The sequence below is a fragment of the Trebonia kvetii genome, assembly GCF_007827045.1.
Taxonomy (GTDB): domain Bacteria; phylum Actinomycetota; class Actinomycetes; order Streptosporangiales; family Streptosporangiaceae; genus Trebonia; species Trebonia kvetii.
Window position 1 is genome coordinate 608,586 of the sequence record NZ_RPFW01000002.1, and the last position, 24,576, is coordinate 633,161.

Here is a 24,576-nt window from a genome sequence, read left to right on the forward strand (position 1 = left end):
ATGATCACCGAGTCCCTGTACCGGAAGGTCGCCGAGGACATCAAGTCGGCCATCGCGGCGGGCACCTATCCGCCGGGCTCACTGCTGCCCTCCGAGGCCGAGCTGGCCGAGCGGTACGGGCTGTCGCGCGGCACGGTGCGCCAGGCGTTCGCCGCGCTGCGCGCCGACGGGGTGATCGCGTCGCGGCGCGGCGCGCGGCGGGTCGTCATCGGCGGCCCCCGGGTGCAGTCGTTCGGCGAGCTGCTGTCGTTCTCGCGATGGGCCCGCGCGATCGGCGAGGAGCCGGGCGGCCGGGTGATCGCGCTTGAACGGCGCCCGGCGACAGAAGCCGAGACGTCGGCGCTTGGCCTGGACCCCGGCGCCATCGTGTACTACCTGGTCCGCGTTCGGCTGCTGTCCGGGCGCCCGGTCATGATCGAGCGGGCCGCCTACCCGGACAAGGTCGGCGCGCTCGTCGCCGGGCTTGACCTGACCGTGGACTCGATCACCGAGCGGCTCGAGGAACTCGGCGTCGGGTTCACCGACGCCGAGCATGTCATCGACGCGGTCGCCGCCTCGGCCGAGGACGCCCGCTGGCTCGAGGTCAGGGCAGGCATGCCGCTGCTGCGGGAGCGGCGCCGCACCACCGACCGCGCGGGCCAGCCGGTCGAGTGGTCCGACGACCGCTACCTGGGGACAGCCACCGCCTTCAGTGTGCGGAACTCGGTATCGGTCAACGCGCTGTCCCGTCGTCCCCCGGCGTAGCGGGCGGGCGAGCCGGCCCTGTCGAGTGAACAGTTCCGTACCCGCTGAACTCAACTTGGCTATACAAGTTCCTAGATGTCTATACTTGTTTCCGTGGGCGCTCAGTCTGGACAGGTCATCATCGTCGGCGGCGGAATCCTCGGGACAATGCACGCGATCATGGCGCGGCGACGCGGCCTCGCGGTCACCCATCTGGAGCGGGAACCGGAGGGACGCGGCGCCAGCGTCAGGAATTTCGGCCTTGTCTGGGTGAGCGGACGCCGGGCGGGCCCTGAACTGGCCCTCGCGCTGCGTGCCCGTGAGCTGTGGGAATCGATCGGCGCGCAGGCGCCGGGCGCGGGCTTCCGACCGGCCGGGTCGCTGACCATCGCCTCCACCGAGGCGGAACTCGCGGTGATGCGCGAGGCAGTCAACCTCCCGGACGCCAAGCGGCGCGAGTTCGAGGTGCTCTCGCCGGCGGAAGTGCGGTCGGTCAACCCCGCGCTGAACGGCGAGTTCCTCGGCGGGCTGTGGTGCCGGGCCGACGGGATCGTCGAGCCGCGACTCGCGCTGCCCGCGCTCCGTTCGTCGCTTGCGGCGGGCGGTCCCGGGTATGAGTGGCTGCCTGGCCGCGAGGCGGTCGAACTGGCGCCGGGCGCCGTCCGCGACCACCGGGGCGACTGGCACCGGGGCGATCTCGTGGTGCTGTGCACCGGGGCGAACTTCACCGGCGTCGCCGGCCCGCACCTGACCGCGGCCGGCGCCCTGGCGAGCGCTCCCGGGTCCGGCGGTGCCGGGCTGAGGCGGGTCCGGCTGCAGATGCTGCAGACCCGGCCGTTCCCCGGCCGGCTCACCACCTCGGTCGCCGACGGCGACTCGCTGCGCTACTACCCCGCCTACGACGTCCCCGCGCTGGCCTCGCTGCCGCCGCAGGCGCCGGTGGCCGCGGAGAACCGGGCGCAGCTGCTCATGGTGCAGCGCCTCGACGGATCTCTCACCATCGGCGACACGCACGAGTACGACGAGCCGTTCACCTTCGACGTGGACGAGGACGCCTACCATCACCTGGTCGCGCGCGCGGCGGCGCTGCTCGGCGCGGCGCTGCCGCCGGTGCAGCGCCGCTGGGCGGGCGTCTACAGCGAGGTCACCGGCACCCCGGCGCTCTACCACCGCTCGACCGTCATGCCCGGCGTGGTCCTGGTGACCGGCCCCGGCGGGCGCGGCATGACCTGCTCACCCGCGATCGCCGAGGAGACCTTCCTGTGAGCCGTTTCTCCGTCGTGTGCCTGGACATGGCAGGCACCACCGTCCGCGACGACAACACCGTCATGGAGGCCTTCGCCGCAGCGATCGCCAGCAGGAACCTGCCGGCCGCCGATTTCAACAGCGGGATGAAGTACGCCAGGGAGACGATGGGGCAGTCGAAGATCGAAGTGTTCCGGCACATCCTCGGGTCGGAAGCCTCGGCCAAGGCGGCGAACGAGGCCTTCGAGGAGCACTACGCGGGCGCGGTCGCGGCCGGGGACATCTCCCCCATGCCCGGCGCCGTCGGACTGTTCGCCGCGTGCCGTGCCGCGGGGATCAAGGTGTGCCTGTCCACGGGATTCGCCCCGGTCACTCGCGACGCCATCGTCGCGGCGCTCGGGTGGGAGACGCTGGTCGACCTGTTCCTCTCCCCGGCCGACGCCGGCCGAGGCCGGCCCTGGCCGGACATGCCGCTGACCGCGCTGCTGCGGCTGCGCGGCGAGTCGGTGAACTCGCTCGCCGTCGTTGGCGACACGCCATCGGACATCGAGGCCGGGCTGCGGGCGGGAGCCGGGCTGGTGGTCGGCGTGCTGTCCGGCGACTGCACCTTCGACGAGCTGAACGCGGTGAAGGCCGCGACGGGGCTGCCAGGGGCACCGCTCATCCTGGACTCGGTCGCTGACCTGCTCCCCCACCTGGGCCTGTAGCGGCGCCCTGCCGGGAGACGCGCCGCAGCGTGGTGACGGCGGTATAGTCCTTCTCCGGCCCCTGGACCCGCCAGTACTCCTGCACGACGTCGTGCGACTTGACGACCGTGGAGATCTCGTAGTGGTCGGCACCGCACGGGTGGACGGCATCCCAGGCGCCGCCGGTGAGATCGAGGTCGACATAGGGCTGCCGGCCGGGCCGGTAGAGCATGACCGCGCCGCCGGGCCGCCGCACGAAGTCCAGGCTGCGGGCGGCCGGGCTCCGCTGCGAGCCGAGGCAAAGCTGCCCCGTCTCCTCGTACCGCGCCAAGTCCAGCCCTTCCAGCGCCAGGCCCGCAGGGTCCAGCGCCAGCACGGCCCGTCCCTGGAAGGTGGGCGCCGTCCCGGAGCGGTGGTCGGTGTAGAACCGGCTCACCTCCCAGGTGCCAAGCAGGAACCCGAGCGTGTCCGAGATCTCCATGGCACCATTTTGCCCGTGAGGACATGAAGCGGGCATTCCCGGGGCCCGCCCCTGGGAACACTCAGCGACCTCGCTGCCCGCTTGCCGGACGTGGCACTAACCGGACGTGGCGAGAGCGGCCTTGTGTTCGGCGGCGCGCAGCGCCGGGAGGCTGCTCATGGCGATGCCAGCCAGGATGACGACGCCGCCTAGGGCCAGGCGGGGGCCGGCCGGGTCGCCGAAGGCGAGGACGCCGATCAGGGCGCCGACCAGGGGCTCGAGGTTGAGAAAGGCGCCTGCCACCTCGGTGGAGACCTTGTGCTGGCCGTAGGCGAACAGGGTGAACGGCGCCAGGGTGCCGACGGCGGCCAGGCCGAGGACGGCGAGCACCGCGAGCATGCCCGGTCCGCCGGCGGCTGGAGCGTGCGGCAGGCCCTCGGTGATCAGCGCGACCGGCAGGGCGCCGATGGCCGCGCCGAGGAACTGCACGGCGGTGATCGCCGCAGGGTCCTGGTCCCTGAGCAGCCTGCCCTGGGCGACGGTCAGCGTCGCCGCGACCATCGCGGAAGCCAGGACGATGATGTCGCCGGTCCCGCTCGCGCCGCCGCCCTGGCCGCCCGCCACGACGGCGACACCACCGAGCGACAGCGCGAAGCCCACCCAGGCGACGGGGCGTGCCACGTCGCGATGCCAGAGCGCGGCGATGACGGCGACGAGCACAGGCCCGCAGCCGATCAGCAGCGACGCGTGCGTGACGCTGGTCATGCCGATGCCGGCGTTCTGCACGAGGACGGAGCCCCCGAGACCGAGCGCGCCCCAGCCGAGCACCGGGGCGCGGAACGCCGCGCGCAGCGCCTTCCTGTCCACGGTGGCGAGCAGCACGGCGGCGGCGATCGCGAACCTGACGACCACCAGCCAGGCCGGCGGAAGCCAGGCAAGCGCCGACTTGGACAACGGGACGCTCGTTCCCCAGGCCACGCCGGCCGCGGCGAGCGCCGCGACGGCACGGGTCCGGCTGCTGCCGGCTGCTGCGGGAAGGCGAAGAGTCCTCATGCCGTTAAGGATGCCGCTGACCCTGCCATCGTTTGCTAGTTAACGTTGTCCACTAAATATAATTTGGCATTGTGCCCATCAAGCTTGATGAAATTGACATTCAGCTGCTTTCGGCGTTGGAGGCAGACGCCGACCGCACCAACGTGGAGCTCGCCCGGCTGACCGGGCTGTCTCCCGCCGCCACGCTGCACCGGGTGCGCTCGCTCAAGGAATCCGGCGTGATCCGGATCATCCGGGCGCACGTCGACCCGGGCCTTGCCGGATTCCCGCTGCAGGTGTGGGTGACGGCGGCGATGGGGCGGCACGATGCCAGGTCAAGCGCCGCCTTCGAGGAGCACGTCCGCAAGCTGCCGCAGGTCATCGCCGCGGACAGCATCGCAGGCGAGACCGACTACCTGCTGAACATCGTGGCCCGCGACGTCGCCGAGCTGCAGCGGGTGCTCGCGTCGCTGTCCGCCCGCGGCGGCCAGCGGCTCGTCACCTACCTGCGGCTCGCGGAGGTCAAGCCGCCGTCACCGCTGCCGCTCGGCGTGGCGCCCGTGCCCGGCCCGGTGCGCCCGTCCCGGCGCGGCGGCCGGCGGCCCCTGGCCGGCGGCGCGGGCTAGCCAAACCTGCTCAGCGGCTCGGCACTTTGCCGTGGAACAGCATCGCGAGCGCGGCGGGCTTGAGCGCGTCGGTTCGCCGCCAGAACCGCGCGGGGATCGTGTCCCGCTGGCTGACGGCCCGGATGTCGCCGAATCCGGCGCGCGCGGCGATGTCCGCCATCTCGGCCGGGGTGAAGCAGGACAGCCACGGCTCGCCCCGCTCGGCGGACGCCTGCGCGACGAGCGTGCCGTACAGCGCACCCGCCTCGTCCCGCGATCCCTCGGGAAGCATGTAGTCGGCGATCAGCTCGCTGCCCGCGGCGAGGCCGGCGATCGCCGTCATCGTCGCGGTGACGGCCGCTGCGGTGAGGTACATCGTGACGCCCAGCCAGCCGACCACCGCCGGGGCCGCGGCGTCGAACCCGGCGTCGGCCAGGCATCCGGCCAGCGAGTCGGCCGCCAGGTCGGCCGGGACGAACGTGACGCCGCCCGGTACGGGAATCCTCGCGACGGCGAGCGCCGCGCGCTTGTAGTCCTGGCTGGCCGGGTGATCCACCTCGAAGACGCGCAGCGAGCCGTCGCAGCCGCCGCGATAGGCGAATGAGTCCAGGCCCGCGCCGAGGATCACGTACTGCCGGACACCGCCCGCCGCTGCCCGTGCCAGGGCCTGTTCGGTGTAGCGGCTGCGGCAGGTCACCTGGACGCGCGCGCCAGCCAGCACCGGGTGCGTGCCATGCAGCGTGTGATAGCCGGTCAGTTCCGCCGCGCGATCGCCAAGGAGGGCCGCGGCGAGCGGGTCGGCGAAGATCCGCGGTTCGTCGTCCACGATCAGGTGCGCGGCGCGCGCCGCCGCGGCGGTAAGCGCGGTCCCCGACGGTTCATTGTCCATGACACAGAAGGTTATGCGCGGATTCGAACATCATAACATATGGATGAATTTTGCGCATCACTAATGGGATAACAGTTCTATAAGAATTCATGGCCCGCCGCCGGAGGGTGCCGCGAAAAGTTTTCCACAGCCCCTGTGGGTAACCGTGTGCACCACGCCGGCGAACCCTGTGGCTAGAGGTGGGGATAACCGTGGATAACCTGTGCGTACTCATCGATGCCGATGCGCGGCGACATGCGCAAAGCATTGTGCATAAGCATGCGCGCCTGTGGATGATCTCTACCGTGAGGCGAAAACTCAGCCGCTGAACTCCGTGTCGAGCATCCCGAACAGGACATCGTCCGCCCATGCCCCGTTCACCCAGGACCCGCTTCGGATGGTGCCCTCGCGGGTGAAGCCGAGGCCCTCGGCGACGGCGATCATCGCGCGATTGTCCGACAGCGTCTCCATCTGGATGCGGTGCATGCCGCGGATCGCGAACCCGTAGCGGCACAGCACCCGCACCGTGTCCCTGCCAAGGCCCCGGCCCCGGCAGCCGGGCAGCAGCGAGATCCCGATGTGCGCGGAGCGGTTGTGCACGTCGATCCCCCACAGCAGCGCCTCGCCCGCGAGTTCGCCGCTCGCCAGTTCGGTCACCGCGAACACCGCGGCGTCCTGCGCGGACGGCGCCGCGTCGCCGGGCCAGTGCGGCGAGGCGGGACCGAACGGTATCGGGATCCACGGCCGGGTATCGGCCCGCACGTAGTTGTCCACGTCCTCATAGAGGCCGTCGTGCAGGCTTCTCGCGTCATCCGCCGTGCGCGCCCGCAGCAGGGTCAGTTCTCCACGGAGCATGCGGTGACCCTATCGAAGCCCGGGACATGGCGCGTGGCCGGGATCGCCGCATAATCCCGGCCCCGCGGCCGCTGGCGGCCGGCCGGGGCCGTTCACCCCGGCCGGCCTGTCAGGCGGTCAGGGATAACCGACCACGTCCACCGGGTTGGTGCGCCTGGGCTCGTCGAGTTGACCCCACGATGTGTACGTTTTATTAATGAATTCACGCCTGCTAGGCCAGGCCGAGCACCTTGACCGCGTTCGCCTTGAGGATCTTGGCCCTCGCCTCGGGCTTGACGTCGAGCGTCTCGAAGTCGCGCAGCCAGCGCTCCGGGGTCAGCAGCGGGAAGTCCGTGCCGAACAGCACCTTGTCCTGCAGGTAGGAGCTGGCCGCGCGGACCAGGTCCGGCGGGAAGTACTTGGGCGACCAGCCGGACAGGTCGATGAACACGTTGGCCTTATGCGTCGCCATCGAGATCGAGGAAGCGGCCCACGGCACCGACGGGTGAGCCAGGATCACGGTCAGCCCGGGGAAGTCCGCGGCCACGTCGTCGACGAGCATCGGGTCCGACAGCCGCAGCTTGATGCCGCGTCCGCCCGGCATGCCCGCGCCGATCCCGGTCTGCCCGCTGTGGAACAGCGCCGGCACGCCGAGGGACTCGATCGCCTCCCACAGCGGGTAGAAGGCCGGGTCGTTGGGCGTGAACCCCTGCAGCGAGGGATGGAACTTGAACCCCTTCACCCCGTGCTGGGTAACCAGCGACCGCGCCTGCGCCACGGCGTCCGCGCCGCGCAGCGGGTCGACGGAACCGAACGGGATCAGCACGTCAGCGTGCTTGGCCGCCTCGTCCGCGATCTCCGCGCTGGAGATCGGCGGGTGGCCGGTCGCGGTCGACGCGTCCACCGTGAAGACGACCGCCGCCATGTTCAGCGACCGGTACCTGTCGGCGATCTGCGCGAGCGTCGGCGTGCGGTCATGGTCGGCCCTGAAGTACTTGGCGCTGGCGTCCATCAGCTCTTGGTCCAGCGAGTAGTGGCCATGCCCGTCAACCTCGATGTGCACGTGCACATCGATGGCGGCGAGTGAATCGGTCTGCATTCATGGCATGGTACACGTCTCCCATCGCGCGGAATGTCTACCATGCCGCCTGATCAGGAAAGCCATCTCGCGGCCCGGCCGGCGAAGCACTGGGCCCGCCCCCAAGATCACGAGGGGTTAACTAGTAGGCGTCGCCATTGCCGACGACTCGTCCGTTATGCGAACCTCTGCCATGTGAGTGATGCCGTCGATTCCCTTAGCGTGCCTATGGACCTGTCCGCGAACGACCCGGTGACCGGCCACGTGCGGGCTGGCGACCTGTTGTGGACACCGACACCCGAGCGGGTCGCGAACGCGAACATCACCGCGTTCATGAGCTGGCTGGAGGCAAACCGCGGACTGGCGTTCACGAACTACCCGGATCTCTGGGAGTGGTCGGTCACCGAGACCGACGCCTTCTGGCAAGCGATCTGGGACTACAACGACATCGCCGCCGCCGCGCAGCCGACCGCCGTGCTCGGCCAGCGCGAGATGCCGGGCGCGCAGTGGTTCCCCGGCGCGCGGCTCAACTACGCCGAGAACGTGATGCGGCGCGAGGCTCCAGGCGAGGTGGCGCTGTACTACCACTCGGAGACCGTGCCGGTCACCCCGATGTACTGGGACGAGTTCGGCCCCGCCGTCCGGATCCTCGCGACCAGGCTGCGTGAGCTCGGCGTCAAGCCGGGCGACCGGGTCGCCTCGACGCTGCCGAACATCCCGCAGGCGGTCATCGCCATGCTGGCCACCACGTCCATCGGGGCGATCTGGACGAGCGTGTCACCCGACTTCGGCTGGCGCGGCGTGCTCGACCGGTTCCGTCAGTTGCAGCCGACGGTGCTGATCTGCACCGGCGGCTACGCCTACAACGGCAAGGCCTACGACCGCTCCGGCGAGATGCGGCAGATCGTCGACGACCTCACCTGCCTCGAGCACGTCATCTACCTGCCGTTCGGCGACGTTCCCGCGCCGGCCGAGGGTGCGCACGACTGGCACGCCTTGCTCGACCACCCCCCGGTGGCCGCGGAAGACTTCGCGTATCACCACGGACCGTTCGGGATGCCGCTGTGGATCTTGTTCTCCAGCGGCACCACCGGACTGCCGAAGGCCATCACCCACAGCCACGGCGGCATCCTGCTCGAGCAGCTCAAGCTGCAGCGGCTGAATATGAACCTGTCCCCTGGCGACGTGTTGTTCTTCTACACCACCACCGGGTGGATGATGTGGAACTTCATGGTTAGCTCGCTGGTGCTCGGCGTGAAACCGCTGCTTTACGACGGCAACCCCGGCTACCCGGAGCCGGACGCGCTGTGGCGGATGGCGGCCGAGGCGAAGGTGACGCTGTTCGGCGGGTCGCCCGCCTACGCGGACATGCTGTCCAAGCGCGGCGTGGTGCCCAGGAACAAGTACGACCTTTCGGCCCTGGAGTGCGTGATGCTCGCGGGCTCCCCGGTCAGCCCCGAGGTGTACGCCTGGTTCTACCGCAACGTCAAGCGCGACCTGTGGCTTCACGTCGGCTCCGGCGGCACCGACGTGTGCTCCGGCTTCACCGGCGGGTCGTGCACCCTGCCCACCTACGCGGGCGAGCACCAGCACCGCAACCTCGGCGTCGCCGCGTACGCGTTCAACGACGCGGGCCAGCCCGTCGTGGACGAGGTCGGCGAGATGGTGATCACCAGGCCGCTGCCGTCGATGCCGGTGAAGTTCTGGGGCGACGACGAAAACATGACCCGGTACAAGGACACCTACTTCGACACCTGGCCAGGCGTCTGGCGGCAGGGCGACTTCTTCCGGGTCACGCCGCGCGGCGGCACGTTCGTCCTCGGCCGGTCCGACGCGACGCTCAACCGGTTCGGCGTGCGGATCGGCACCGCCGAGATCTACAACGTCCTCGAGGGCATCCCCGAGGTGGACGACGCGATCGTGGTCAACCTCGACCTGCCTGGCGGGCACTTCTTCATGCCGATGTTCGTCAAGCTGGCCGATGGGGTCACGCTCGACGAGCGGATCGAGAATGAGATCAAGACGCGGCTGCGGCGCGAGTACACGCCGCGGCACATCCCCGACAAGTTCATCCAAGTGCCCGCCATCCCCACGACGCTGACCGGGAAGAAACTGGAAGTCCCCGTGCGCCGGCTGCTGATGGGCATACCGCTCGAGAAGGCCGCCAACACGAGCGCGATGGCCGATGCGTCCGCCCTGGACGCGTTCATCGACTATGCGCGCACCCAGCACGATTACAAGATGTAAGGCTGTCCCGACCAGGGGAGTTCCAATGACGGAACAGACCGGCTTCCCGCTGCCCTCGCAGATCGCCGACGTCCCAGGCGCGGAGAACTGGCGCTCCATGTACCAGTACTTCACGCGCTTCCAGCCGGACGACGACAAGCGCTTCTGGTTTTACAACTCGATGCACTTCCCCGAGCCGATGCCGGCCTTCGACACGATCACCGGGGAGGTGCCGTATCAGGCGATCGGCGCCAACACGGCGCGGCTGTTCGTGCTGCCGACCACGCTCGGCATCGAGCACAGAATCGTGAACGGCCGGATCTACATCACCGCCAACCCGGTGCTCGACCCGGCGGAGATCGAGCGGCGCGCGGTGGAGTTCGGGCCGCGGGCCGGGTACTACTTCGAGAACTGGGACGCGCTGTACGAGGGGTGGAAGAACCGGCTGCGCGCGCTGATCGCCGAGATCGAGTCGATCGACGTGCCGCAGTTGCCCGAGTGGGAGCCCGCCGACGTGGTGTTCGGCGCGGTCGGCATCGCGCAGAACCACTACCTGCAGGAGAACTTCCACCGGGTGCTCGCCCTGTACTCCAAGATGTGGCACCACCACACCGAGATGCTCATGCTCGGCTACGGCGCCTACGTCGTCTTCTTCCAGTTCTGCCAGCAGGCGTTCCCCGAGATCAGCGACCAGACCATCGGCCGCATGGTGGCCGGCATCGACGTGATCATGTACCGGCCGGACGACGAGCTCAAGGGCCTGGCCAACCTCGCCGTCGAACTCGGCGTGGACGACCTGTTCACCCAGGGCTGCGTCGCCGCCGAGGTGCTCGCCGCGCTCGAGGGCCGCGGCGAGGCCGGCGCGCGCTGGCTGGACGCGTTCGGCAAGGCACGCGACCCGTGGTTCCACGTCTCCTCCGGTGACGGCTTCTACCACCATCACCTGTCCTGGAACGACGACCTGACCGTGCCGTTCACCGCGCTGCCCGGCTACGTGGCGGCGGTCAAGGCGGGCGGTATCGCGCCGCGCCCGACCGAGCAGCTCACCGCCGACCGCGAGCGGATCGCCAACGGCTACCGTGACCTGCTTGGCAGCGACGACGAGAAGGCCGCCTTCGACCAGATGCTCGGCCTGTGCCGCCTGGTGTTCCCGTTCGTCGAGGACCACAAGTTCTACTGCGAGCACTGGTTCACCACCAGGTTCTTCCAGAAGGTAAAGGCGTTCGGCGCGCTGCTCGCCGCGCAGGGCGTGATCGCCGCGACCGACGACGTGTTCCACCTGCACCACACCGAGATCGACCAGGCGCTCGCCGATGTATCGCTCGCCTGGGCGGCGGGCACGCCGCCGCTGGGCGCCGGGCACTTCCAGCCGATCATCGCCGAGCGCAAGGCGATGATCGAGGTGCTCAAGGGCTGGTCGCCGCCGCCCGCACTCGGCCCGGTACCCGAGGCGCTCAACGACCCCGCCGTGCGCATGCTGTGGGGCATCACCCAGGAGCGCGTCGCGTCCTGGCTCAACCCCGACCCCGACGAGGTGGTCGGCGTCGCCGCGTCGTCCGGGGTCGTGGAGGGCATCGCCCGGGTGCTGCACGACGTGTCGGAGATGAGCCAACTGCGCGAGGGCGAGATCCTCGTCGTCCCGGTCACCGCCCCGTCCTGGGCGCCGGTGTTCGCGAAGATCAAGGCGGCCGTCTCCGACATCGGCGGCTCGATGTCGCACGCCGCGATCGTCGCCCGCGAGTACGGATTGCCGGCCGTCGTCGGCACCGGAGACGCGACCAAGAGGATCAGGACTGGCGACAAGATCCGCGTAGACGGCGACCGCGGCCGGGTACGGGTGCTCTCGTGACGGGAGGCCTCGTGACTGGTGATTGTGTGACTGGGAGCCGCGGATGAGTTTCGTGGTGACGCTCGCCTCGGCGCGCGGTGCCGGCGCGGTCGGCGGCAAGGCGGCGAGCCTCGGCGAGCTGATCCGGGCCGGGGTGGCGGTGCCGCCCGGGTTCGCGGTCACCGTTGCGGGGTTCTCCGCGGCGATGGACGCGATCGACCCCGGCGGAACGCTGCGCGCCGAGGTATCCCGGCTCGACGCCGCCGACCTGGCGGGCATCGCCGCGGCGGGCGCCCGGCTGCGCGCTGCGGTCGGCGCCGCGGCACCACCGACGGACGTCGCCGCCGCGATCAGCGAGGCATACGCGGCGCTTGGCGGCGCCGGCGGCCCGGCAGCAGGCGCGGACGTCGCGGTGCGCTCGTCGGCGACCGTCGAAGACAGCGCCGACGCCTCCTTCGCCGGGCTGCAGGACACCTACCTCGGCATCCGCGGCGCGCCCGCGGTGCTTGAACACGTCGTCCGCTGCTGGGCGTCGCTGTTCAATGACGAGTCGCTGACCTACCGGCGCCGGCTCGGCCTGGACGAGGCCGGACTGTCGATGGCCGTCGTGGTGCAGACGATGGTCGCGCCGCGCGCCGCCGGCGTGCTGTTCACCAGGTCCCCGGTCTCCGGCGACCGTTCGGTGGTGGCCATCGAGGGCACCTGGGGCCTCGGCTCCGCGCTCGTCGCCGGCGACGTGACGCCGGACTCGTGGGTCATCAGCAAGATCACCGGCGAGATCACCGCCCGGCGCGTCTCCGCCAAGCTGAAGACCCATCGCTACATCCCGAACGGGTTCGCGGCTCCGCCGTTCCCCGCCGCGGACTCTCCCTCCGGCGCCGGCGTGCTCATCGGCGACACGCCGCCCGAACTGCGCGACGCGCCCTGCCTGACCGACGACGAGATCCGCGCCCTTGCCGACACGGCTCGCCGCGTCGAGGCGCACTACGGCACGCCGCAGGACATCGAATGGGCCGTACTGGATGGCGAGTCCGCGCCGGAAGCCAGGATCGTGCTGCTGCAGTCCCGGCCGGAGACCGTCTGGGCGGCGCGCGAGACCGGCCCGGCCGGCGCGCCGAAACCCCGGGCGGCCGACCACGTGCTGGCCCTGTTCGGGAAGCAGAACCGATGGACCTGAGCAACGACGACGTCGCCGAGATCCTCGCGCTGCTCGACTCGCTGCCGTATGACGAGCTCGACGTCGAGACGCCGCGGTTCCGGCTGACGCTGCGCCGCGCGCCGGGCGGCGGCTGGACCGAGGAAAGCCAGGTGCGCGCGGAGCCCGTCGTGGCAGAGGCGGCGTCGCGGGCTCGCGCAGCGGGCGCGTCCGCGGCAGCGGCGGATGCCACTGCCGCCGCCAGCGGCGCCGCGGCCGGGCCGGCCGGCGGCGATGCGGCAGGGGAAGACGGCAGGGACGGCCTCGTCGCGGTCACCGCGCCGCTGCCGGGGACGTTCTACCGCGCGCCGCGGCCGGGCGCCGACCCGTACGTGCGGGAGGGAGACGCGGTCAGCCCGGACACGGTCGTGGCGATCGTGGAGACGATGAAGCTGATGAACTCGGTGCATGCGGGCACGGCCGGCCGGGTGGCCAGGATCTGCGCGGACAATGGCGAGTTCACCCCGCTCGGCACCACCCTGCTGCTGATTGAGCCGGACACGTGATCAGCCGCCAACCGCCCAGGACGCGCGCGAGCGCTTGTTGCTGTTATCCGGATCGGGCGGCGGCGGAGTGAGTGGCCGGCGGGTGCTGCGGCGGGTGCTTGTCGCCAACCGGGGAGAGATCGCCGTCCGGGTGATCCGCACCTTCCGGCGGCTCGGCATCGAGACCGTGCTCACCGTGTCGGAGGCCGACGCCGCGTCGCTGGCGGCGCGGCTCGCGGACCGGGTCATCGGCGTCGGGGCCGCTCCGGCCGCCGCGAGCTACCTGAACGTGGACGCGGTGGCAGGCGCCGCGGTGGCCGCCAGGGCCGACGCCGTCCACCCGGGATACGGGTTCCTGTCGGAGAACGCGCGGCTTGCCCGGGCCTGCGCGGCGGCCGGGGTCGTGTTCATCGGTCCGGACCCGGAGACGCTCGAGGCCACCGGGGACAAGCTCGCGGCGCGGGAGCACGCGGTCGCCGCGGGACTTCCTGTGCTGCCAGGCGGGCACGTGACGGCAGCTGGCCGCAGCGACGCCGACATCGCGGCGATGGAGTCGCGCGCTCAGCAGGCCAGTCCCGGTTTGGCTGGCGGGCCGGCGAAACAGGCCGGCGCGGACCAGGTCACCGGCGAGGACGCCGCCGGGCTTGCGGAGCGGATCGGGTATCCGGTGCTGGTCAAGGCGGCGGGCGGCGGCGGCGGGCGCGGGCTGCGGGTGGTCCGCGACCCGGCTGGGCTGGAGCACGCGGTCGCGGTGGCGAGCGCGGAGGCGGCGGCCGCGTTCGGTGACCCGCGGGTGTACCTGGAGCGGTACGTCGAGCGCGGTCGGCACGTCGAGGTGCAGCTGCTCGGCGACGGCGACAGCGTCATCCACCTGGGCGACAGGGACTGCTCGGTGCAGCGCCGCTACCAGAAGCTGATCGAGGAGGCACCCGCGCCCGGCCTCGACGCCGGCCTGCGGGACCGGCTGCGCGCGGCGGCCGTGGCGCTCGGGCGGCACCTGCGCTACCGCGGGGCGGGCACGGTGGAGTTCCTCGTCGACGCCGAGCGCGGCGAGTTCTACTTCCTTGAGGTCAACGCGCGCATCCAGGTCGAGCACCCGGTCACCGAGGCGATCACCGGCATCGACATCGTCGCCGAGCAGATCGCGATCGCCGAGGGACGTGCGCTACGGCTGACACAGGACGACGTCGCGTTCGCCGGGCACGCGATCGAGGTGCGGGTCAACGCCGAGGATCCGCGCCGGGACTTCCTGCCGAGCCCCGGGATGGTCACTCGCGCGGTGTTCCCCGCGACGACCCTCACGGCCGGGAACGCCGCCGGGCGGGTGCGAGTCGACACGCACATCCAGGCGGGTGCGGCCGTATCGCCGCTCTACGACTCGCTGCTCGCCAAGGTCATCGCGCACGGCGCCGACCGCGACGACGCGCTCAACGAACTCCGCGACGCACTGGGCCGGTGCCGGATCGAGGGCGTGACCACCAACGTGGGCCTGCAGCGGGCGGTGCTCGCTGACGGCGAGTTCGCGGCCGGCGGGGTGGATACCGGGTACCTCGGGCGCTTCCTGGCGCGCGATCCCCTCGGCGACGGGCAAGGCGCCGCGGGGCCGGCCGGCGACATGAGGGCCGGCGACGGGCAGTCGGCCGGCCGCGGCGCCGGCCAGGCGGCGGGGAGTTTCGGTGCGCGGGGCGAGTCAGCCGAACCCGTTCGGGATGATCGTGATGGGGATGCGGGGGCGGCCCGTGGCTGACATCCGCCTGGTCGACGTGTCGCTACGGGACGGCAACCAGTCGCTGTGGGGTGCGGCGGGGCTGCGGACCGCGCACATCGCGACGATCGCGCCGCTGCTCGGCCGGGTCGGGTTCCGCGCCCTTGACTACTCGTCGTCCACCGCGATGGGCATGTCGGTGCGCAGGCACCGGGAGGACCCGTGGGCGCTGCTGCGGATCAGCCGGGCCGCCATGCCGGACACGCCGCTGCAGTTCATCGGGACCGGGTTCCGGTTCATCTCCTGGGAGCGTGCGCACCCGGAGGTGATCGAGCTCGTGTACCGCCAGCTGGTCGACAACGGCATGGACCGGTTCGTCGTGCTCGACCCGTCGCACGACATGGACGCGGCGCGCGCCACCGCGCGGATCGCGAAGAAGGCCGGCGGCCGCGAGGTCATCGGCGCGCTCACCTACACGATCTCCGCCGTGCACGACGACGCCTTCTACGCGGGGATCGCCGCGCAGTACGCGGCCTGCGCCGATATCGACCGCGCCTACATCAAGGACCCGGCGGGCATCCTCACCCCGGAGCGGGCGCGCACGCTGATCCCCGCCGTCCAGGCGGCGCTGGGCGGCAAGCCGCTGGAACTGCACTCACATGCCACCCTCGGGCTGTCGCAGCTCACCTGCCTCACCGCCGCCGCACTCGGCGTGCACGTGCTGCAGGTCGGCTGCGGCGCCCTCGGCGACGGCTCCTCACTGCCCGACGCGGAACGCCTGGTGGCCAACCTGCGTGCCTCCGGGCACACGGTTGACGTGGACGACCGGCTGCTCACCGCGGTCGCCAGGTACTTTGACCGGCTCGCCGTGGCGGAGGGCCTGCCGCCCGGCACGCCAGGCTCCTACGACGCGGCGTTCATGGACCATCAGCTGGCGGGCGGCACCATGTCGACCACCAGGCGGCAGCTTGCCGAGCTCGGGCTCGCCGACCGGTTCGGGGCGCTGCTGGCGCAGATCGCCCAGGTGCGGGCCGAGCTCGGCTACCCGATCATGGTGACGCCCTACCCGCAGATGGTGATCGGGCAGGCGCTGGCGAACCTGCTGTCGGTCACCGCCGGCGGCGGCCGCTACGACAACGTGCCCGACCAGGTGATCAGGTATGCGCAGGGCACGTTCGGCAAGCCGACCGCCCCGATCGACCCCCAGGTGCTCGACAAGGTGCTCGGGCGGCCGCGGGCGGACGAGCTCGCCGCCGAGCCGCCGCCGCTGACCGTGGCCGAGCTGCGGCAGCGCTTCGGCGGCCGGATCAGCGACGAGGAACTGCTGCTGCGCTTCGGCATGCCGGGCGCGGAGGTCGACGCGATGGTCGCCGCCGGGCCCGCGGTCACCCACTACAACCCGGACACCGTGCCGGTGCTGCGGCTGCTGCGGTCGCTTGCTTCACGCCCTGCGGCACGGGAGCTGACGGTGGACAAGCCGGGCTTCCGGCTGTCGTTGCGGAGTTCGATGTCTACGGAAGGCGGGGACGTGTCGTGAGCGCGCAGGACGCTGCCATTCCCGACGAGGTGCTCGCCCGACTGCGGGACGCCCGCGGGTTCATCTTCGACATGGACGGCACGCTTGCGCTCGGCGACCGGGTCAACCACGGGCTCACGCCGCTGCCCGGCGCCGTCGAGATGCTCGCCTGGGCACGCGCCCGCGGCCTGCCGTACCTGGTGTTCACCAACGGCACCAACCGTTCGCCCGCGCACTTCGCCGCGGTGCTGCGCGAGGCGGGGCTCGACGTGCCGGACGACGCGATGATGACGCCGGCGTCCAGCGCGGTCGTCATGTTCACCAGGCGCGGCTACAAGCGGGTCATGGTGCTCGGCGGCGACGGTCTCACCGGGCCGCTGCGCGCCGCGGGCATCGAGGTCGTGCCGCCGGTCGCGTTGAGGGCTGCGGGTCGTCTTGGTGACCGCGGGCCGGCCGCGGTGGACGCGGTGCTCGTCGGCTGGTTCCGCGAGTTCACGCTGGCGCACCTGGAGGCCGCCTGCGACGCGGTCTGGTCAGGCGCCGCGCTGTACTCGGCGTCGCAGACCCCGTTCTTCGCGACCGCCGGCGGCCGGGCGCTCGGCACGTCCCGCGCGATCTGCGCGATGATCACCTCGATCACCGGCTGCCGCCTGACCATAACGGGAAAGCCGTCGCTTGACGCGCTGCGCGCGGCATCCGCTCGCCTCGGCGTTCCCGCGCGTCACCTGGTGGTGATCGGCGACGACCCGCTGCTCGAGGTGCCGATGGCGCACCGCGGGCACGCCCTGGCGATCGCTGTGCAGACCGGCCTGACCGGGCCGGACGCCTACGACCGAGTGCCGCCGGAGAAGCGGCCCCATCTGCACCTGCGCGGCATCGATGAGCTGCTGTCCCTGTGCCGCGCAGCCGAACAACAACCCTGACACCGAACGGGTGCGTGGCTCCGCCGCGTACCCTCGCACTTCTTCTGGAGGACGAATATGGCGGACATGCGGGCCGTTGGCTGCACCGAGTTCGGTGACCCGTCGGTGCTCGGCATCGTCAGCGTGCCGAAGCCTTCGCCGGGACCAGGGCAGGTCCTGGTGGCGGTGGCGGCGGCCACCGTGAACCCGACCGACATCGGCTTCAGGCAAGGCTTCCGGCCGATGCCGGACGAGGTGACCGGTCCGTACGTTCCCGGCATGGACCTGGCCGGCGTGGTCTCGTCGGCCGGGCCGGAGGTGACTCAGTGGCAGGCAGGCGACCGGGTGATGGCCGCGGTCTCCCCCTTCGAGCCGGGCGGCGGCGCGCAGTGCGAGTACCGGGTGGTGGACGCTGATCAGCTCGCGGCGGTGCCCGACGGCTGGGCGCTGACCGAGGCCGCGACGCTGCCGATGAACGGGCTGACCGTCCTTGCGGCATATGACCTGCTCGCGCTGCCCGCGGGGTCTGTTCTTGCGGTGACTGGCTCGGCCGGCATCGTCGGGCAGTACGCGATCCAGCTCGGCACGCACCGCGGGCTGACGATGATCGGCGACGCGGCGCCGGCCGACGAGGCCTTGATCGCGTCGTTCGGCGCCGCTCACGTGGTGCCGCGCGGCGAGCCGATGGCCGCCGCGGTCCGCTCGCTGTACCCGGACGGGGTCGACGCGGTCATCGACGCGGCGCTGCTCGGGCCGGCGATCTTGCCCGCGGTCCGCGACGGCGGGCAGCTGCTCGCGGTCCGGCCGTTCGCGGGCTCAACGGAACGGGACATCACCATTCACCTTGTCCTCGTCGGCAGGCACCTGCACGAGGGACACCGGATCGCGGAGCTGGCCGGCCTGGTCAGCGAGGGCGTGTTGACGGTGCGTGTCGCCGAAGTGCTGCCTGCCGAACGAGCGGCCGAGGCGCACCGTCGGCTTGAGGCCGGCGGGGTCCGCGGCCGGTTGGTGCTGACCTTCTGACGCATCCACGCCAGCGGAGCGTGCAGAACTATCCACCATCATGACGACGCCGCGGTCTCATGGAGCCGCGCCGCAGGCCAGGACTTGCTGCACGCGCAGCGGACGGCGGGCTAAATCAATAGACGACGCGCGGCGCGCTGTGTCACCGTCGGGTGCCATGGGCATGGAAGAGGCCGCGATCAGGGCGTACTACGACCGCGGCGAAGAGCGGGACAGGCTGAACGACGGCGCGGGCCAGCTCGAGTTCCTCCGCACGACCGAGATCCTGGCGCGCCGCCTGCCGCCGCCGCCCGCCGTCATCGCGGACATCGGCGGCGGTCCCGGACGCTATGCCCTGTGGCTCGCCTCGCTCGGCCATCAGGTCGAGCACAGGGACCTGATGCCGCTGCACGTCAGCCAGCTCCAGGCGGACGCAGCCGAGATAGCGGGCATCCGGACCGCCGTCGGCGACGCGCGCGAACTCGACCTGCCTGACGCCTCCGTGGACGCGGTCCTGCTGCTTGGCCCGCTGTACCACCTGGTGACGAGGTCCGAACGGATGGACGCCATCGGCGAGGCGGTCCGCGTCCTGCGGCCCGGCGGTCCGCTGTTCGCCGCGGCGATCACCCGGTGGGCCTTCCGCATCGACGGCATCGTCGCGAAACGGATCTACGACGAGTACCCGGCCGCCCTCGACCTGATCGACGAGACGGAACGCACCGGAATCATGCCGCCGCTGCACCCGGGCGCCTTCACTTCCTACTTGCACCGCCCGGAAGGGCTGCGGGCGGAACTGACCGAGGCGGGTCTCGACGTCACCGGCATGGTCTGCGTGGAAGGGCCGGCGGTGATACTCGCCGACCTGGACACGCGGATGGCCGACCCGGCGGAGCGCGCCGTCATCCTCGAGGCCGCACGGGCCATGGAAAGCGTTCCCGAGCTGCTCGGCTTCGGCCCGCACCTGCTCGCCACCGCCATCCGCCCCGCGGCCGGCTGAGCCTGACGGGCGGCGGGCGGGTGAAGGCGGACGGCTGCCCAGGCGGCGAACGCTAGGCGGCACCGCCAGTGCTGAGCGCGGCGGCGAGGTCGCCGGTCCTGCCGAGCAGCCGGGCCAGCGCGATCGGGTCCATGTAGTCGTCGTAGCGGACGATCTCGCCGTTACGGACCCGGATGAAGCCGAGCGCGGTGAGCCGGTACGGGCCGCCGGTGACGTTCGACCGGCCGTGGTGGGTGATCTCGGCGATGACGAGGTCCGGGTCGTCGGTCTCCCAGACGGTGGCTTCGACCCCGTCCTGGACGAACAGCTCGCGCGCGCGTCCCATCGCGGAGAAGTAGGAACGGATGGTGTCGCGCCCGCGCAGTTCCGCGGGCTGCCCCGGCGGCGCGAACGGGTAGGTGAGCACGCCGTCCTCGGCGAACAGGTCGGCGAACACGACGCCATCGCGGTCGCGGGCTCGCTCCAGGAGGACCTGCACGCCGCGCTCGACGTGCTGCTGACCCGCGCTCAGCGGGCGGGCGCGGTGCGCGCGGACATCACCACGCTGGACCTGGTCGTGCTGCTCAAGGGGCTGCTGCGCAGCGTCCATGAGGCGGCGGCGAGACCTGACCTGCCCGGCCGGCTGCTCGCCGTGCTCAGCGACGGGCTGCGGCCACCGCCCTGAACAGCCCGGTGGCCGGCGAGGCGAGCAGCGGGACGAGGAACCACAGCCAACCGCACCGATCAGCCGCCCGCGTCGAGACGGCGCAGGGCGAGCTCGGCATACAGGGCGGCGCCGTCCGCGAGCACGCCGTCGTCGAAGCGGGCGGCCGCCGAGTGGTTGGAGGGGACGGTTGCCGGGTCTGCGTCCGGCGGGCAGGCGCCGAGCAGGACGAACGCGCCGGGGACCTCGTTGAGCACGTAGGAGAAGTCCTCGGCGCCGGTCAGCGGCGCCGCGGGCGTGACGATCCGCGCGGCACCGAACAGGCCGGCGACGGTCTCGCCGGCGAAGCTCGCCTCGGCCGGGTCGTTGAGCGTGACCGGGTAGCCGGGGATGTACTCGGCCTCCGCGGTCAGGCCGTGCGCCGCGGCGATATCCCGTACCAGGCGTGCGGTCTCGTCCCGCAGCCGGTCGCGGGACACCTTGCTGAAGGACCGGAGCGTGGTCTTGAACACTGCCTCGTCGGGAATCACGTTGTCCGTCGTTCCCGCGTGGAAGCTGCCGACCGTGACGACGACCGGGTCGAACACGTCGAACCGGCGCGTCACCAGGGTCTGCAGCGCGGTCACCATCTCGCACGCGGCGGGAATCGGGTCGGCGCTGTGCTGCGGCGCCGAGGCATGCCCGCCGCGGCCGCGCACGGTGACGTACAGGCGGTCGGCGGCCGCGAGCGCCGGGCCCGGCCGGACGGCGAACACCCCGTGGCCGAGCTGATGGGACTGGACGTGCATGCCGTAAGCGGCCACGGGCCGCTTGCCCGCCACGTCGAGCACGCCCTCCTCGATCATCATCCTGGCCCCGTGGCCGCCCTCTTCCGCGGGCTGGAACATGAAGATCACGCCGCCCGGCAGCTCGGCCTGCCGCGCGGAAAGCAGCCGGGCGGCGCCGGCCAGCATCGCGGTGTGCAGGTCGTGGCCGCAGGCGTGCATGACCCCGGCGAACCGCGACGCGTAGGGAAGCCCGGTCGCCTCGGTCACCGGCAGGGCGTCCATGTCGCCGCGCAGCAGCACCACCGGGCCCGGCCGGCCGCCGCGCAGCACCGCGGTCACCGAGGTGAGCTCGCTGCCCTGGCTTATCTCGAGCGGAAGCCCATCGAGCGCGGCGAGCACCTTGTCCCGCGTTCTCGGCAGGTCATGGCCGATCTCCGGCTCACGGTGGATGGCGTGGCGCAGTTCCGCGATCTCGCCGGAGATCGCGGACGCCTCCTGAAGCAGCGTCACGGCAAGCACCTTCCTCGGTAAAAGGGCCTCGGTAAACGGGGCCCCGGCAAACGGGCCTCAGCAGACGGGCCTCAGCAGACGGGCCTCAGCCGCGGGTGGTGAGGATCACCGGGCCGTCATCGGTGATCGCGATGGTGTGCTCGACGTGCGCGGCGCGGCTGCCGTCGCCCGTGCGGATGGTCCACCCGTCCTCGTCCAGGTAGATGTCGTCGCTGCCGCCTCCGATGAACCATGGCTCGATCGCGATGACCAGCCCGGGCACCAGCCGCAAGCCGCGCCCCGCCTTGCCGCGGTTAGGGATGTGCGGGTCCTCGTGCATGGTCCGGCCCACGCCGTGCCCGCCGAGGTCCGTGGAGATGCCGTAGCCGCCCGCCTTGCCGATCTTGCCGATCGCGGCGGAGATGTCGCCGAGCCTGCCGCCTGGCTGTGCGGCGGCGATCCCGGCGGCGAGCGCGGCCTCGGTGGTCGCGATCAGCTCCGCGTCGCCGTCGTGCGCCGTTCCCACGCTGAACGAGATCGCCGCGTCGCCCACCCAGCCGTCCAGGGTCGCGCCGGCGTCGACGCTCAACAGGTCGCCGGGGCGCAGCCGGTAGTCGCCCGGTATGCCGTGCAGCGCGGCGTCGTTCACCGACGTGCAGATGACCGCCGGGTACGGGATGGGGGCGAACCGCGGGTGATAGTTGAAGAACGGCGAGGTCGCCCCCGCCTTGGTGAGGATCTCCCTGGCGGCGGCGTCGAGTTCGGCAAGCGTGACGCCGGGCGCGGCGGTGGACCTGGCCGCGGTCAGGATGTCCGCGACTACCTGCCCGGCGGCCGCGATCGCGTCGATCTCCCCGCGCGTCTTGATCTCGACCACTGGCAAATCCTCTCCCCGCGCCGTCCCAGTGCCGGCACCGAAGGCCGGCACCCGACGGGCGGCGGCCGGCGATGCCGGGCAGTGCATGCCAGGATACGAACCCGGCAGCGGTGCCGGCGAGCCGGCCCGCGAGAGGTTACCGGCGGAGCGGAGTCAGCCGCAACCGTTGTGCTGATTGGTCTTGGTTATTTGTCCCTAGGAGGCGACGGCGACCACGGCGGAGTTGATCAGGTCCCAGTCGATGCCTGCGCCGAGGCCCGGGCCGGCCGGCGCGTGCACCTCGCCGCAGGAGTCCACCGCGAAGGGCTCGGTGAGACCGTAACTGAGCTGGCCGAGGCTGTGGTCGCCCGCGCGGTTGAACGCGAGGACCTCAAACCAGTCGCAGTTGTCGATGGCCATCATCACGTGCAGGCCCGCGACGTTGTTCAGCGCATTGTAGGAGTCGTGGACCTCGCAGTTCATGCCGAACGCCTCGGCCAGGTGCGCGATTTTCATCAACCCGGTGATGCCGCCCGTGATGACGACGTCGCCGCGCAGAAAGTCGGTGGCGCCCGAGGTGATCCACGGCGGCAGCGCGGCGAGGCCGCCTGGGTTGATCTCGGTGGCAAGCAGCGGGATGCTCAGGTGCCTGCCGAGGCGGACGTAGCTGTGCATGTCATGGGTGGGAAACGGGTCCTCGAACCAGTGGTAGCCGAGGTCTTGGATCGCCTGGCCGACCCTGAGCCCTTCGGTGTAGGAGTAGCTCCACGAGGAGTCGAGCATCAGCGTCATGCCGGCGCCGGCCGCTTCCCGCACCGCCGCGCACGCCTCGATGTCGAAGTCGATAGGGGGCGAGCTGTCCGGCGGCAGCCACGGTGCGCGGGGCGGGTGGAGCTTGTAACCCTTCCAGCCCTGCTGCTGCCAGTAGACCGCCTCGTCGGCGTAGGCCTGCGCGGTGTCGTGGTTGGCGGAGGAGAAGTAGGCGGGGACGCGATCGCGGCAGGTGCCGAGCAGCCGGTGCACGGGCAGCCCCGCGGCCCGGCCCGCGATATCCCACAGCGCGATGTCGACGGTGCCGACGGCGTGCGGCGACAGAAAATGGAACTGATTCTGCATCCGCCGCCAGTGCCTGCCGATGTCGAGGGGATCCTCACCGAGCAGCCACGGCTTGATATGGGTGACGATCTGGTAGGCGATCTGCGCCGGGCCCGGTCCCGGCGAGCTGAGGAACGCGTTGCCCTCGATGCCCTCGTCGGTTGTCACCCGCAGCACGCCGAGCGGCACCGGGCGGGCGGGGCCGAACGCGGCGGAGGGGACCGACCTGCGCTCGTGGAGGACAACCGTGATATCCGTGATCCGCACGTCCCCTGACGTTACTCGCTCGCGCGGTGAACGTCAGGGGACGGCGGGCCAGGCGGCTAGCTCAGGCCGACGGACTGCAGCCACTCCTGGGCGGCCGTGGTGTAGTTCTCCTTGTCGGTGATGACCTTGACGTCAAGCGCGAGCAGGGCGCTCGTGGTCAGCTTGGCGGAGACCGCGTTGAGTGTGTCCGAGATGGTAGAGGTCAGCGCCGGCTTGTAGACCAGCGGGATGACGTTCTGCGCGGCGAAGTTGAACTTCGGGTCGGTCAGCGAGACCAGCTTGTCGCTGACAATCTGCGGCGTCGTGGTGAACACGTCCGCGGCCGCGACCTTGCCGTTTTGCAGCGCGGCCAGGGTGATCGGGCCCGACTCGTCGAGCGGGTCGAAGCTCTTGAACGTCAGGCCGTAGGTGGACTTCAGTCCGACCAGGCCGTCAACCCGGGTCTTGAACTCCGGCGGGCCGCCGATGACCAGTTGCGACGCGTAGGGCTTGAGGTCCGCGATCGACTTGAGGTGGTACTTGGCCGCGGTCGCCTGGGTGACCGTCACCGAGTCGCTGTCCTGGGCGTCTGCCGCGTTGAGCACGGTCAGCGTCGACGGCAGCTTGGCCGCGAGTTCCGCGTCGACCGCCGCGGTGGTCTTCGCGGTGGAGTTCTTGTCCACCTCGACGCTGAGCAGGGTGCCGTTGTACTCGGGGATGATCGAGATCGTGCCCTTCTCGATCTGCGGGTAGTAGGCCTCGCGGGCGCCGATGTTGAGCTTGGTGGTGACCTTGACCCCCTTGGCCTGCAGGGCGAGAGCGTAGACCTCGGCGAGCACCTCGTTCTCCGGGAAGTTGGCGGAGCCGATGACCACGGAGCCCGACGAACCGCCGCCGCTGAGCGGGTTGGAGGAGGCACTGGAGGCGGACGCGGACGAGCTCGCGGCCGAGGCGCTGGTGCTGCCGGCCGCGGCGGGGGTGGAAGAACTGCTGCTTGAGCACGCGGTCACGGCCGCGAGGCCGACGACCGCGAGGGCGGCGATCCCGCTCGTCGCGGTAAGCCTGATCGTCATATGGGTTTTCCTTCCGGACG

General features: G+C 71.3%; 24 protein-coding genes. 14 read left to right on the top strand and 10 right to left on the bottom strand.

What is annotated here, in order from left to right:
• From EAS64_RS11480 to EAS64_RS11490, 3 genes are all read left to right on the top strand, one after another.
• Positions 1 to 744 (top strand): GntR family transcriptional regulator, encoded by a 744-nt coding sequence (locus EAS64_RS11480; RefSeq protein ID WP_145852908.1) that lies wholly within the window; start codon positions 1 to 3, stop codon positions 742 to 744.
• A gap of 93 nt (positions 745 to 837) precedes the next feature.
• A complete protein-coding gene (locus tag EAS64_RS11485; RefSeq protein ID WP_281283238.1) occupies positions 838 to 1,989 on the top strand; it encodes a TIGR03364 family FAD-dependent oxidoreductase in 1,152 nt (383 codons plus the stop codon).
• Positions 1,986 to 2,675 (top strand): HAD family hydrolase, encoded by a 690-nt coding sequence (locus EAS64_RS11490; RefSeq protein WP_246115631.1) that lies wholly within the window; start codon positions 1,986 to 1,988, stop codon positions 2,673 to 2,675. Before EAS64_RS11485 ends, EAS64_RS11490 begins: the two co-directional genes overlap by 4 nt.
• On the opposite strand, the gene EAS64_RS11495 is transcribed toward EAS64_RS11490, so the two are convergent.
• Positions 2,629 to 3,135 (bottom strand): DUF6314 family protein, encoded by a 507-nt coding sequence (locus EAS64_RS11495; protein ID WP_145852910.1) that lies wholly within the window; start codon positions 3,133 to 3,135, stop codon positions 2,629 to 2,631. The genes EAS64_RS11490 and EAS64_RS11495 overlap by 47 nt on opposite strands.
• 96 nt (positions 3,136 to 3,231) lie before the next feature.
• Positions 3,232 to 4,167: a DMT family transporter gene (locus EAS64_RS11500; protein WP_145852911.1), complete on the bottom strand. Its 936-nt coding sequence runs from the start codon at positions 4,165 to 4,167 to the stop codon at positions 3,232 to 3,234.
• Between the two features lie 71 nt (positions 4,168 to 4,238).
• On the opposite strand from EAS64_RS11500, the gene EAS64_RS11505 reads away from it, so the two are divergent.
• Positions 4,239 to 4,772, top strand: a complete 534-nt coding sequence (locus EAS64_RS11505; protein ID WP_145852912.1) for an Lrp/AsnC family transcriptional regulator — start codon at positions 4,239 to 4,241, stop codon at positions 4,770 to 4,772.
• 10 nt (positions 4,773 to 4,782) lie between these two features.
• Here EAS64_RS11505 and EAS64_RS11510 read toward each other — a convergent pair whose 3' ends face one another.
• The 3 genes from EAS64_RS11510 to EAS64_RS11520 all read right to left on the bottom strand — a co-directional run bounded on the left by EAS64_RS11510 (position 4,783) and on the right by EAS64_RS11520 (position 7,552).
• Positions 4,783 to 5,640, bottom strand: a complete 858-nt coding sequence (locus EAS64_RS11510; RefSeq protein ID WP_145852913.1) for a class I SAM-dependent methyltransferase — start codon at positions 5,638 to 5,640, stop codon at positions 4,783 to 4,785.
• A 297-nt stretch (positions 5,641 to 5,937) separates the two neighbouring features.
• Positions 5,938 to 6,474 carry a GNAT family N-acetyltransferase gene (locus EAS64_RS11515; RefSeq protein WP_145852914.1) on the bottom strand — a complete coding sequence of 179 codons (537 nt, stop codon included), beginning with the start codon at positions 6,472 to 6,474 and terminating at the stop codon, positions 5,938 to 5,940.
• A gap of 211 nt (positions 6,475 to 6,685) precedes the next feature.
• The gene (locus tag EAS64_RS11520; protein ID WP_145852915.1) at positions 6,686 to 7,552 is read right to left on the bottom strand and encodes an amidohydrolase family protein; all 867 of its coding nucleotides are present in this window, start codon (positions 7,550 to 7,552) and stop codon (positions 6,686 to 6,688) included.
• Between the two features lie 174 nt (positions 7,553 to 7,726).
• On the opposite strand from EAS64_RS11520, the gene EAS64_RS11525 reads away from it, so the two are divergent.
• The 9 genes from EAS64_RS11525 (at position 7,727) to EAS64_RS11565 (ending at position 19,387) form a co-directional block, all read left to right on the top strand.
• Complete coding sequence (locus EAS64_RS11525; RefSeq protein WP_222849218.1) at positions 7,727 to 9,778, top strand: acetoacetate--CoA ligase; 2,052 nt, start codon at positions 7,727 to 7,729, stop codon at positions 9,776 to 9,778.
• 25 nt (positions 9,779 to 9,803) lie between these two features.
• Positions 9,804 to 11,606, top strand: a complete 1,803-nt coding sequence (locus EAS64_RS11530; protein ID WP_145852916.1) for a PEP-utilizing enzyme — start codon at positions 9,804 to 9,806, stop codon at positions 11,604 to 11,606.
• Positions 11,607 to 11,649: 43 nt separating this feature from the next.
• Positions 11,650 to 12,762 (top strand): PEP/pyruvate-binding domain-containing protein, encoded by a 1,113-nt coding sequence (locus EAS64_RS11535; protein WP_145852917.1) that lies wholly within the window; start codon positions 11,650 to 11,652, stop codon positions 12,760 to 12,762.
• Positions 12,753 to 13,286 carry an acetyl-CoA carboxylase biotin carboxyl carrier protein gene (locus tag EAS64_RS11540; RefSeq protein WP_145852918.1) on the top strand — a complete coding sequence of 178 codons (534 nt, stop codon included), beginning with the start codon at positions 12,753 to 12,755 and terminating at the stop codon, positions 13,284 to 13,286. The genes EAS64_RS11535 and EAS64_RS11540 overlap by 10 nt, the downstream gene beginning before the upstream one ends.
• A 67-nt stretch (positions 13,287 to 13,353) precedes the next feature.
• Positions 13,354 to 15,012, top strand: a complete 1,659-nt coding sequence (locus EAS64_RS11545; protein WP_145852919.1) for an acetyl-CoA carboxylase biotin carboxylase subunit — start codon at positions 13,354 to 13,356, stop codon at positions 15,010 to 15,012.
• Positions 15,005 to 16,507 (top strand): biotin carboxyl carrier protein, encoded by a 1,503-nt coding sequence (locus tag EAS64_RS11550; RefSeq protein WP_145852920.1) that lies wholly within the window; start codon positions 15,005 to 15,007, stop codon positions 16,505 to 16,507. The genes EAS64_RS11545 and EAS64_RS11550 overlap by 8 nt, the downstream gene beginning before the upstream one ends.
• Positions 16,504 to 17,409, top strand: a complete 906-nt coding sequence (locus tag EAS64_RS11555) for an HAD-IIA family hydrolase (RefSeq protein ID WP_222849219.1) — start codon at positions 16,504 to 16,506, stop codon at positions 17,407 to 17,409. The genes EAS64_RS11550 and EAS64_RS11555 overlap by 4 nt, the downstream gene beginning before the upstream one ends.
• Before the next feature lie 57 nt (positions 17,410 to 17,466).
• Positions 17,467 to 18,411, top strand: coding sequence for a quinone oxidoreductase family protein (locus EAS64_RS11560; protein ID WP_222849220.1), 945 nt, complete (start codon positions 17,467 to 17,469; stop codon positions 18,409 to 18,411).
• A 157-nt stretch (positions 18,412 to 18,568) separates the two neighbouring features.
• Positions 18,569 to 19,387: a class I SAM-dependent methyltransferase gene (locus EAS64_RS11565; protein ID WP_187365845.1), complete on the top strand. Its 819-nt coding sequence runs from the start codon at positions 18,569 to 18,571 to the stop codon at positions 19,385 to 19,387.
• Between the two features lie 52 nt (positions 19,388 to 19,439).
• On the opposite strand, the gene EAS64_RS11570 is transcribed toward EAS64_RS11565, so the two are convergent.
• Positions 19,440 to 19,865: a nuclear transport factor 2 family protein gene (locus EAS64_RS11570; RefSeq protein WP_222849221.1), complete on the bottom strand. Its 426-nt coding sequence runs from the start codon at positions 19,863 to 19,865 to the stop codon at positions 19,440 to 19,442.
• Positions 19,866 to 19,877: 12 nt separating this feature from the next.
• On the opposite strand from EAS64_RS11570, the gene EAS64_RS44675 reads away from it, so the two are divergent.
• A complete protein-coding gene (locus EAS64_RS44675) occupies positions 19,878 to 20,051 on the top strand; it encodes an SbtR family transcriptional regulator (protein ID WP_222849222.1) in 174 nt (57 codons plus the stop codon).
• Between the two features lie 59 nt (positions 20,052 to 20,110).
• On the opposite strand, the gene EAS64_RS11575 is transcribed toward EAS64_RS44675, so the two are convergent.
• The 4 genes from EAS64_RS11575 to EAS64_RS11590 all read right to left on the bottom strand — a co-directional run bounded on the left by EAS64_RS11575 (position 20,111) and on the right by EAS64_RS11590 (position 24,556).
• Positions 20,111 to 21,307, bottom strand: a complete 1,197-nt coding sequence (locus EAS64_RS11575) for a M20 metallopeptidase family protein (protein ID WP_145852923.1) — start codon at positions 21,305 to 21,307, stop codon at positions 20,111 to 20,113.
• A gap of 85 nt (positions 21,308 to 21,392) precedes the next feature.
• On the bottom strand, positions 21,393 to 22,163 hold the full coding sequence (gene map / locus EAS64_RS11580; RefSeq protein ID WP_145852924.1) for a type I methionyl aminopeptidase: 771 nt from the start codon (positions 22,161 to 22,163) through the stop codon (positions 21,393 to 21,395).
• Between the two features lie 195 nt (positions 22,164 to 22,358).
• On the bottom strand, positions 22,359 to 23,504 hold the full coding sequence (locus EAS64_RS11585) for an enolase C-terminal domain-like protein (RefSeq protein ID WP_145852925.1): 1,146 nt from the start codon (positions 23,502 to 23,504) through the stop codon (positions 22,359 to 22,361).
• 56 nt (positions 23,505 to 23,560) lie between these two features.
• Positions 23,561 to 24,556, bottom strand: a complete 996-nt coding sequence (locus EAS64_RS11590) for an ABC transporter substrate-binding protein (protein ID WP_145852926.1) — start codon at positions 24,554 to 24,556, stop codon at positions 23,561 to 23,563.
• Positions 24,557 to 24,576: the final 20 nt, after the last annotated feature.